Here is a 9,320-nt window from a genome sequence, read left to right on the forward strand (position 1 = left end):
GCCTCAAGGCACCTTTTTTGTATAGCTTTACAATAATTTAAATCCATAGCCGCGTTCTTTGATCGCCGCAATCAATGCAGGAAGGGCCTCGAGCGTTTGCGGAAGCTCATGAAGCAAAATCACTGCGCCGTCCTCCAAGTTCTCGGCAACGTTGGCAATCAGTTGTTCCGGGTCATTTTTCAGCTCCCAGTCCATTGAGGCGATTTTCCACATGACCGGCGTTACGTTCAATCGATCTGTCACTTCAAGTGTATCAGCATTGAACTGCCCATACGGCGGACGGAAAAAGCGGACGTTGCTTCCAGTGATCTGTTCGATAGCCGCAATGCTGCTTTTGATATCTTCGTATTGCTCTTCTTGGGTCAGTTCGACCAAATTGCGGTGTTTGACGGTATGGGAGCCGATGATGTGCCCTTCGTCCAGCACGCGCTGCCACGGCCTTTTTGAGTGCAGCAGGCGCGTTTGCCAGAAAAATATGGCCGGCACATTTTCCTGCTTCAGCACATCAAGAAACTTGGGCAATAGCCGGCTCGGGCCATCATCGAACGTTAGAACAACGGATTTTTTACCGGGGCTTTCGCTTTTGGTCACGACATTTTCATTGGTAGAGTCGTACACGACTCTGGTGTTATCAACTGCTCAAGGACTTTTCATCATTTGATTCATCCCCTTATGCGATTAGATTCCAGCGCCGAAAAAGGAGTTCTCAGATTTGGATCCGTACGTAGCATGATATTCTTCTTCAGTAAATTTCTCTGGAGGGCCGTCAAAGATCATTTCTCCATTATGCAAAGCAATAATTCGGGTAGCGTAGCGTTTGGCTAAGTCGACGTCATGGACATTGATGACTGTAAGTAACCCAAGCCGTTCATGCATTTCTTTCAGCAACGCGAAAATGCGATTTGAAGTGCCCGGATCGAGGCTTGCGACCGGTTCATCTCCAAGCAATATCCGCGGCTGCTGCACAAGGGCACGCGCGATTCCGACTCGCTGCTTTTGCCCGCCGCTCAAGTTTTCGACCCGGCGGTCAATCATATCCGATAATCCGACTTCCGCAATCACTTTTCTGGCAAGTTCAAGTTCTTCATGGGAAAACCAGCCGATCAAGTTTTTAAAAGATGACCGGTAGCCGAATGTTCCAGTCAAAACGTTCTGCAGCACACTCAATCGGGGAATCAGGTTAAAATGCTGGAAAATCATGCCCATTTCCCGGCGCACTTTCCGCAGCTCTTCTTCCTTTGCACGGGAAACATAATCCGGATCTAAACATACTTTCCCGTCCAAACAAACTTCGCCGCTGCTTGGTATCTGAAGTCCGTTAATGCAGCGGATGAAAGTGGATTTGCCGGCACCGCTTTTCCCAAGGACACAGATAAAGTCGCCTTTGTTCAATGTCAGGCTAACATTGGAAAGTGCTTCTGCATTGTTTCCGGCATACTGGACGGACAAGTTCTTAACTTCAATCATGTTGAGCGCCTCCTTCATATGATCCGGTTCCGGACATAGCTGGCTAAAAAGTCGATGAGGATAACCATAACCATAATAATCAATACATCAAGCGAAACGGAAGAGTACTGGAACGTTTTAAAGTCGTTGAACAACCGCTGTCCGATACCGCCGCCGCCGATAAATCCGAGAATAAGCGAAGTGCGGATTGCAACTTCAAAGCGGTAGAAAAACTGCGAAAGAACATTCGGCCAAATCTGCGGCATAATGCTAAACAGATAAGCAATCCATTTTTTCGCACCGACCGCTTTCATCGCTTCTTGCGGACCCGGATCTGCCGCTTCGATCAATTCCGAGATCAGTTTTCCGAAAACGCCGATATTATGGAACATGATGGCGATCACTGCTGGAAATGGTCCAAGTCCGAGTGTCGTCAGCAGGATCAATCCAAAGACGATTTCAGGAATCGACCGGACAAAGCTGAGCCCGACTCTCGTAATCTGGAAAAGCGCTTTGGACGGGGCTGTATTGCGCGCAGCCAAAAAGCTGATCGGCAGGGCGATAACAAGGCCCAGCACGCTTCCCAAAAACGCCATCGCGAGCGTCTCCAGCGTGTCTTGCACCATCGCCGGCAGCAGTGAGAAGTCCATCGGGAACCACTGCGACAAGAAGTCGATCATGTTGCGGAAATCTTTGAATTTCGTAAGATCGAATTCTGTCAGCCTCATACTCAGATAAATGAATACGAGGAGTATCACTACTGTGATAATATTGCTTTTTTTAAACCACACCATGATCAACTCTATTCTTTAATGATTCCCTGCTTGATCGCTGCTTGTTTGATGCTTTCATAGTCTGCGTTGGTGGCTTCTGTAAAGCCGGACGCCCCGAATGCATTCAGGATTTCCGGATCTTCAATCGCCAGGAACGTTTCCTGCAATTTTTTCACGGTTGCGTCGTCTGTGCTTTCAAGAACTGCCCAAGGGTATTGGAACAACTCTTCAGATTCCCAAATGGTCTTGAATTGGTCGCCTTCAATTTTTCCGGATTCAACCAACTGGTCATAGATGGCACTGTCGATTGCTCCCGCATCCACTTGCTTGTTCTGAATGGCAAGCGCTGTCGCATCGTGGGAACCGGTGAAACGCACGGTAGCAAATTCATTATCGTCTTCCGATTTGTAAACGCCACGTTCCTGCAATTCGATTGAAGGAATCAACGAGCCTGAAGTTGAATTCGGGTCACCGAACGCAAAGTCGACTTCTTTGGAATCCGCAAGCAGTTCCTCAAGTGTGTTCCACGGGTTGTCTGTATGCGTGATGATATAAGAATGGTAATATGGCTTGCCGTCAATCAGCTGCGTGATGATTGCTTTGGCGTTGCTGTTCGCTTCAGCGATGACGAAAGTCAATGGCCCAAGATACGCCATATCGATTTGGTCGTAGTTCATCGCTTCCACTACACCGTTGTAATCTGGATAAACTTCAATTTCTACTTCACGGTCCAATTCAGTAGTCAGCAACTCCTGCAATTTCTCCATAGCGGTATTCATCTCGCCTTCAGTTTGAGCGGGAATGACACCAATTGTAAATGCCTCTTTTTCTTCAGCGCCTTGCTCTTCGCTGCCGCCGCTTTCTGAGCTGCCACACGCGGATAGGAACAGTGCTAGAATCAGCATCAAAGCAAATAAAATACTCGATTTTTTCATAACAAAAACCTCTTTACGTTTTCTCTTTTTAGTGGTTTTCCGCCACAATGGTAAAACAAGGGCCCTGTGAAGAGCCCTTGTGATTAAATAACTTGAATCCGTCCGGTGTTTTCGCTGGTAACGGTTCCGATGATGGCGGATTGCACATTTCTCTCGAGCAATTCGCGTTGAAGCGCTTCAGCTTCGGCTTCGGGCACGGAAATGAGCAAGCCGCCGGAAGTGACTGCGTCACAAAGGATCAGGCGGTCAATTTCACTGACGCTGTCAGCGTAATCAATATCGCCAGCAAGCCATTTGAGGTTTTTGCGGGTTCCGCCTGGAATGACGTTTTGTTCCGCAAGTTCTTTGGCTTTTGAAAGCACAGGGACAGCTTCGCTGGACACAGTGACACCGACGTTTCCGCCTTTTGCGACTTCCATTGTGTGGCCAAGAAGGCCGAACCCGGTTACATCGGTACACGCGTTAACAGAATAATTCGCCATGACTTCAGCGGCTGTTTTATTCAACGTCGCCATGACAGTCATCACTTCGTTTAAATCTTCTTCTGGCAAAATGCCTTGCTTGATCGCAGTCGTTAAAATACCGACTCCGATCGGCTTGGTTAAAATCAGTCGGTCGCCCGGCTTAGCGCCGGCATTCGAACGGATTTTATCCGGATGGATCGTTCCTGTAACGGATAATCCGAATTTCGGCTCCTGGTCATCGATGGAATGTCCGCCGACTAAAGTGGCGCCGGATTCTTTTACTTTGTCGGAAGCGCCTGCCAAAATTTCAGCAAGGATGCTTTTATCCAATGTGTTGATCGGAAAAGCGACAATATTCATGACTGTCAGCGGCTTGCCGCCCATCGCGTACACATCGCTTAATGAATTGGCAGCGCCGATTTGGCCGAACATATAAGGGTCGTCGACGATCGGGGTAAAGAAATCCAATGTCTGGACGAGTGCAACCTCGTCACTGATTTTGTAAACACCTGCATCATCAGCTGTATCCAGTCCGACGAGCAAGTTAGGGTCTTCTACATTTCTCGGTAAATGGCGCAGAACCTGCGCCAGGTCCTCAGGACCAATTTTGCAGCCTCAACCACCTTTAGTAGATAAAGAAGTTAAACGTACCATTTCTTTTTCTGCCATCTGTATTCTCTCCTTTTTTGTTCAATTTAAGTTCATTCTGCTAAAACCGGGCTTTATTTTAAGATGCTTCTGTAAATAGCGAGCAAAGCCTCAGCTTCGTTGATGCTTGAATGGTGCTCGGCAATGTGTTTTTTTGCTTGGAGCCCCATTTTTTCTCTCACTTCGTAATTATTCATGAGTAGTTCGGCATAAGCAAGAAATTCGTTTTCGTTGCTGTATAAGAAGCCGTTTTCTTCATGAGAGACAATGCCGTCATTGCCCAGGATGTTGGAGACAAGGACAGGACGCCCATAGCCCATTGCCTCTAAAATGGCAGCGGGCTGGCCTTCCGAGAGGGAAGAGTTCAGCACCACGTCGGCTTGCCTGTATAGCGGGCCCATATGCGGATGCGGCACAGCACCAAGATAGCGAATCCAATCTTTATGCTGCTCCACTAAGCTTCCGACCAGCATTCCTTCAGATTCTTCAAGAACCGGCCCGGCAAGCCAAAGGCGGAGTTCCGGATAACTGGCGCGCAGCTTCTCAAGCATACCGATAGCGGCTGGAACATTTTTGACTTTCCGGATGCCTGCGGGAAGCATAAACAGGAATGTGCCGGGCTCCTTTTCGGCAAGAGAAGCAGCGTCCGGAAATTCGCTGTTCCCTTGTGCAATTGGAAAAATCTTTTGAGAAAGGTGTGAAGCTTCTTGTATCAATACCGCTTTTGCTTTTTCATCAAACACATGGATGGCGGCGGCTCCTTCCAAAGCGGTGAGGACATCCTGGCGTTTTTCGGGTTGGAAAAGATCCACATTTAAATCAGTGCCGGTCATTGTTACCACATAGCGATGGGGCGGTTCAACAAGCTGCTCCATAAATTTATAAAAACGGTGGGCATGGAATCCGTGAACCAAATCGGCATCTGGCAGCCGAACAGGAACCGGCTCATCGGTAGAAGAGACGATTTCAGTTTCAACGCCCAGCTTTCCTAAGTTCGCCGCAATCCGTTCCACCGTTACGGTATTGCCGCGCGGCTGCGGATAATTCGGCGAAACAAGTACTATCTTCATGTGATTCAATCCTTTGGCAACTCTATTTTTGGGAAACTTCAGCTAGGCATAAGCAACAACGCACTTTCTCCATTAATTATCATGAATTCAGGCTAATTTGTCACTTATCTTGCCTATATATAGGAAAAGAAAAAATGGCCGGTAAATAAAAAAAGCCGTCAAAGACGGCTTTTGGTTTTCTATGTATGGCGGGACTGTGTGGGAATCGAACCCACCGAGCCTGGCACGCAGGCCCCTCAGGGTTTTGAAGACCCAGGAGGACACCAGTCACCCAACCAACCCCATGTTCAAGCAAAGATAAGTTTATACCGAAAAAAAGAGATTCGCAAGAACCTTGCTCAAGACTAAGGGACAACTTGCTTGAAACCGCTTGGCGCGAAGATTAAAGTAAAGATACCAATACTCAAAGAAAGCATGTGAGGAAATGAGCGATACGTATTTTACGATTGGCATGGCGGGGCATATTGACCACGGGAAAACGACGCTGACCAAAGCGCTGACGAATGTGGACACGGACCGCCTGAAAGAAGAAAAAGAACGGGGCATCTCCATCGAGCTCGGCTACGCACCACTGCAGACAGAAAACGGGGCTCATGTCTCCATCGTTGACGTGCCGGGGCATGAACGGTTTATCCGGCAGATGATTGCCGGTGTAGCGGGAATCGATCTAGTTGTCTTGGTAGTGGCGGCGGACGAAGGCGTCATGCCGCAGACTGAGGAGCATTTGGAGATTCTGCAATTTCTCGGCATCGAGCATTGCATTGTGGCCATTACAAAAATCGACCGCGTTGATGAAGAAATGCTTGAGTTGGCGACCGAGGATATCCGCGACCGGCTGGAAGGGACCATTTTTGACGGGGCTCCTTATGTTTTAGTCGACAGCATTTCCGGCAAAGGCATCGAACAGTTGAAGCAAACGATTTTCGGCCAATTGAAAAAAGTGAAATTCCGGGATGCCTATGGTTCGTTCCGCCTCCCGATTGACCAAGTATTCACTGTCCAAGGGCAAGGCACAGTCGTCAGAGGAACGATCTACGAAGGCGTCGTCCAAAAAGGCAGCCAATTGACGCTGTTGCCGAAAGGGCAAAAAGTGAAAGCGCGCCAAATCCAAGTGCATCACGAAGAGCAGGAACAAGCGCGTGCCGGGCAACGGACAGCCATCAACCTTGGAGGTGTCGACAAGGATGAAATCAGCCGAGGGGATGTGCTGGTGGCATCCGACCACTTTTTGGTCACGGATACCATTGATGTCGCCATGGAACTGATCAATGAAAATTTCTCGCCTATCAAACAACGGGCGCCGGTGAAGGTGCATGTCGGGACTTCCGAAGTGATGGGCAAAATCGTCTTTTTCGACCGCAATGAATTAGAGCGGACAGATGAAGAAGTACTCTGTCAAATCCGTTTGGACGAGGAAGTGGTCGTCCGGCGCGGCGATCGGTTTATTTTACGGCGGCCAACGCCTGTAGAAACTCTAGGCGGGGGCTGGGTCATCCAGCCAAAAGGCGGAAAATATCGATTTGGTGAAGAAACGATCAACATGCTGCGTGATATGAAAGAAGGTTCGCCGGACGATTTGATTGAAGATGTATTGGCGAAACAAATTTTATTGGACGTCAAGCAATTGATCCAGCAAACATCTCTTGATGAAGGGCTGCTATTGGAAACCCTTGCGAAAGGCATTGAAGAAGAGAAAATCTTGGAGATTTCTTCCCGTAAGTACGGTTTGTCAAAGACGTTCACCAAGCTGAAAGACGAGATTCTGGAACGGCTGCAAGGCTACCATGAGGAATATTCGATGCGCGTAGGCATGAGCAAAGCGGAATTGGTGCAAACGTTCAGCAGCGCATACCCAAAACCATTCATCGAATATGCGCTGGAAAAGATGTGGGAACAAGGCGACGTGAAAAAAGCGGAGCAATTTATGGCGGCCGGCAATTTCGAACCGCATTTGCCAAAGCAGTGGAAGACACGGATGGAGGGCATTATTGCGGCTCTTGAAAAAGACGGCGTGCAAGCGAAGAAATGGGAAGACTACGTGGCTGGCACACCGATACCGAAAGCCGAAATATCCGAACTTCCGGCTTTTCTGCTTCATACAAAACAAGCCTACCGCTTTATGGAAGATGCATTGATTCACCGCTCGGCGGTTGATGCGGCGGTTGCAAAACTGCAGGAGGAGACGGAAGCGGAGTTCGGATTAAAAGAAGCAAAAGATTCACTGAATCTTTCGAGAAAATACTTGATTCCGTTTTTAGAGTTGCTTGACCAGTTAAACATCACTACGCGTGCTGAGGACAAACGGCAATGGACGGCTAGAGGGGGCCTTCGCTGAAACCGGATTGCAGCAGATAAAACGGCAACCCGTTTGCCGGAAAAGGGAGGATGAGAGGATGAAAGAATATTTGCGCCAAATTCCGCCCATCCATGAATTGCAAAAAGACACTCGCTTTGAAGCTATAATGGCAGACTATAAATTGAATCATCAGCAAACCACAAAGTTTGTCCAGCAGGAAATCAGCAACTTGCGGAATCAGCTCTTGGAAGGCAAGTTAAAAATTTCTCCAGCGGACGCAAATTTTACTGCGTTGATTTTTGGCAACATCGAACAGAAGGCTGGGAAATGGCAGGAAGACCGCCTGAAGCAAGTGATCAACGGAACCGGTACCGTCCTGCACACCAATCTGGGCCGCGCTCGCCTCAGTGAGCGGGCAGTGGAGCATGTGGCCAAAGCGGCACGCAATTATTCGAATCTGGAATACCGGATTGAGGAAGGTAAACGCGGTTCCCGGCATGATATTATAGAGGATTTGCTAAAAGAGGCGACTGGCGCAGAAGCTGCTATGGTTGTTAACAATAACGCAGCGGCAGTTTTTCTTGTATTGAGTGCATTGGCTAAAAACAAAGAAGTGATCGTTTCCCGAGGGCAGCTCGTTGAAATCGGGGGGTCTTTCCGCGTTTCTTCCATCATGGAAGAAAGCGGAGCACGCTTAGTGGAAGTCGGTACAACCAACAAAACACATTTGTTCGACTATGAAAAAGCGCTCTCGGAAGAAACTGCCATGATCATGAAAGTCCATACCAGCAATTTTCTGATGGTAGGATTTACTGAAACAGTAGAGACGGAAGAACTTGTGGAACTCAAGAACAATCACGATAATGTAGTGTTTTACGAAGACCTCGGGAGCGGGGCTTTGTATGATTTTAAGAAGCATGGCATCGGAGATGAACCGGTTGTCCGGGAAGTGATCCAATCCGGTGTCGACATTGTCTCGTTCAGTGGGGACAAACTGCTCGGCGGGCCGCAAGCAGGCATTATCGCCGGAAAAAAGGCAATCATCGACCAACTGAAAAAACACCAGTTGGCGCGCGTGCTGAGAGTGGATAAACTGACGTTTGCTGCTCTTGAGGAAACGTTAAAGGCCTATCTGTCGGGAGAAGAAGCCATCATGGAACTGCCGACGGCCAGGGATGTTGTTCGTCCGCTTGAAATGATCAAGCGGCAAGCGGAACTGTTTGTACAGGAATTGAGTAGGCAGACAGAAGCTTACGGTATCGAGCTGAAGGAAAGCACTTCGCAGATTGGCGGCGGTACAATGCCTGGTGTTGAGCTTCCCACTCAAATAGCGGCAATCACCCACCCTGAACTGACTGCACAGGAATTAGCGGATAAACTAAGAGCATCGGAGCCTGCAATTGTTGCACGCATTCAGGACAACCAAGTCTGCATTGACTTTAGAACCATTGCAGAAGAAGAGGTGCAAACCTTGATCGAAGGGTTTGCAGGAGTTAGCGTCACTGGATAAAAAATTCATAATTTCAAAGCGAAAGGGTGGCACAATTCTGTGCCACCCTTTTCAGCTTGTTGAAAAGTTAACGTTGTATGAGCGAGCATTCCTTAACCGATAGTTCGCCGACCAGCTGCGAAGCTATTGGCCGAAGTTATTTTGGCCAATAGCTTTGCGACGAGCTTGCGCAGGAGCA

General features: G+C 48.4%; 8 protein-coding genes and 1 tRNA gene. 2 read left to right on the forward strand and 7 right to left on the reverse strand.

The window, feature by feature from the left end; genetic code table 11:
* Positions 1–27: 27 nt before the first annotated feature.
* From FQV28_RS02985 to FQV28_RS19115, 7 genes are all read right to left on the reverse strand, one after another.
* Positions 28–591 (reverse strand): polysaccharide deacetylase family protein, encoded by a 564-nt coding sequence (locus FQV28_RS02985; protein ID WP_255472777.1) that lies wholly within the window; start codon positions 589–591, stop codon positions 28–30.
* A gap of 87 nt (positions 592–678) precedes the next feature.
* Positions 679–1,467 (reverse strand): phosphonate ABC transporter ATP-binding protein, encoded by a 789-nt coding sequence (gene phnC / locus FQV28_RS02990; RefSeq protein ID WP_146494120.1) that lies wholly within the window; start codon positions 1,465–1,467, stop codon positions 679–681.
* A 14-nt stretch (positions 1,468–1,481) separates the two neighbouring features.
* Positions 1,482–2,237 (reverse strand): phosphonate ABC transporter, permease protein PhnE, encoded by a 756-nt coding sequence (gene phnE / locus FQV28_RS02995; RefSeq protein WP_146494129.1) that lies wholly within the window; start codon positions 2,235–2,237, stop codon positions 1,482–1,484.
* Between the two features lie 11 nt (positions 2,238–2,248).
* Positions 2,249–3,154 (reverse strand): phosphate/phosphite/phosphonate ABC transporter substrate-binding protein, encoded by a 906-nt coding sequence (phnD, locus tag FQV28_RS03000; protein WP_146494121.1) that lies wholly within the window; start codon positions 3,152–3,154, stop codon positions 2,249–2,251.
* 83 nt (positions 3,155–3,237) lie between these two features.
* Positions 3,238–4,287 carry a selenide, water dikinase SelD gene (selD, locus tag FQV28_RS03005; RefSeq protein ID WP_186763769.1) on the reverse strand — a complete coding sequence of 350 codons (1,050 nt, stop codon included), beginning with the start codon at positions 4,285–4,287 and terminating at the stop codon, positions 3,238–3,240.
* A gap of 53 nt (positions 4,288–4,340) precedes the next feature.
* Positions 4,341–5,336 carry a glycosyltransferase family 4 protein gene (locus FQV28_RS03010; protein ID WP_186763770.1) on the reverse strand — a complete coding sequence of 332 codons (996 nt, stop codon included), beginning with the start codon at positions 5,334–5,336 and terminating at the stop codon, positions 4,341–4,343.
* A gap of 186 nt (positions 5,337–5,522) precedes the next feature.
* A tRNA-Sec gene (locus FQV28_RS19115) sits at positions 5,523–5,619 on the reverse strand.
* Positions 5,620–5,760: 141 nt separating this feature from the next.
* On the opposite strand from FQV28_RS19115, the gene selB reads away from it, so the two are divergent.
* Together selB and selA are read left to right on the forward strand one after the other, a co-directional pair.
* Positions 5,761–7,671: a selenocysteine-specific translation elongation factor gene (gene selB / locus FQV28_RS03015; RefSeq protein WP_146494123.1), complete on the forward strand. Its 1,911-nt coding sequence runs from the start codon at positions 5,761–5,763 to the stop codon at positions 7,669–7,671.
* A gap of 58 nt (positions 7,672–7,729) precedes the next feature.
* Complete coding sequence (selA, locus tag FQV28_RS03020) at positions 7,730–9,142, forward strand: L-seryl-tRNA(Sec) selenium transferase (RefSeq protein ID WP_146494124.1); 1,413 nt, start codon at positions 7,730–7,732, stop codon at positions 9,140–9,142.
* Positions 9,143–9,320: the final 178 nt, after the last annotated feature.

It is taken from the genome of Planomicrobium sp. CPCC 101079 (genome assembly GCF_007859275.1).
In the GTDB taxonomy this organism is placed as follows: Bacteria; Bacillota; Bacilli; order Bacillales_A; family Planococcaceae; genus Planococcus.

Bases quoted from the DNA above. Each gene is read 5' to 3' on its own strand.
- FQV28_RS03010 (WP_186763770.1), bottom strand. From the start codon at position 5,336: ATGAAGATAGTACTTGTTTCGCCGAATTATCCGCAGCCGCGCGGCAAT.
- phnC (WP_146494120.1), bottom strand. From the start codon at position 1,467: ATGATTGAAGTTAAGAACTTGTCCGTCCAGTATGCCGGAAACAATGCA.
- phnD (WP_146494121.1), bottom strand. From the start codon at position 3,154: ATGAAAAAATCGAGTATTTTATTTGCTTTGATGCTGATTCTAGCACTG.
- selA (WP_146494124.1), top strand. From the start codon at position 7,730: ATGAAAGAATATTTGCGCCAAATTCCGCCCATCCATGAATTGCAAAAA.
- selB (WP_146494123.1), top strand. From the start codon at position 5,761: ATGAGCGATACGTATTTTACGATTGGCATGGCGGGGCATATTGACCAC.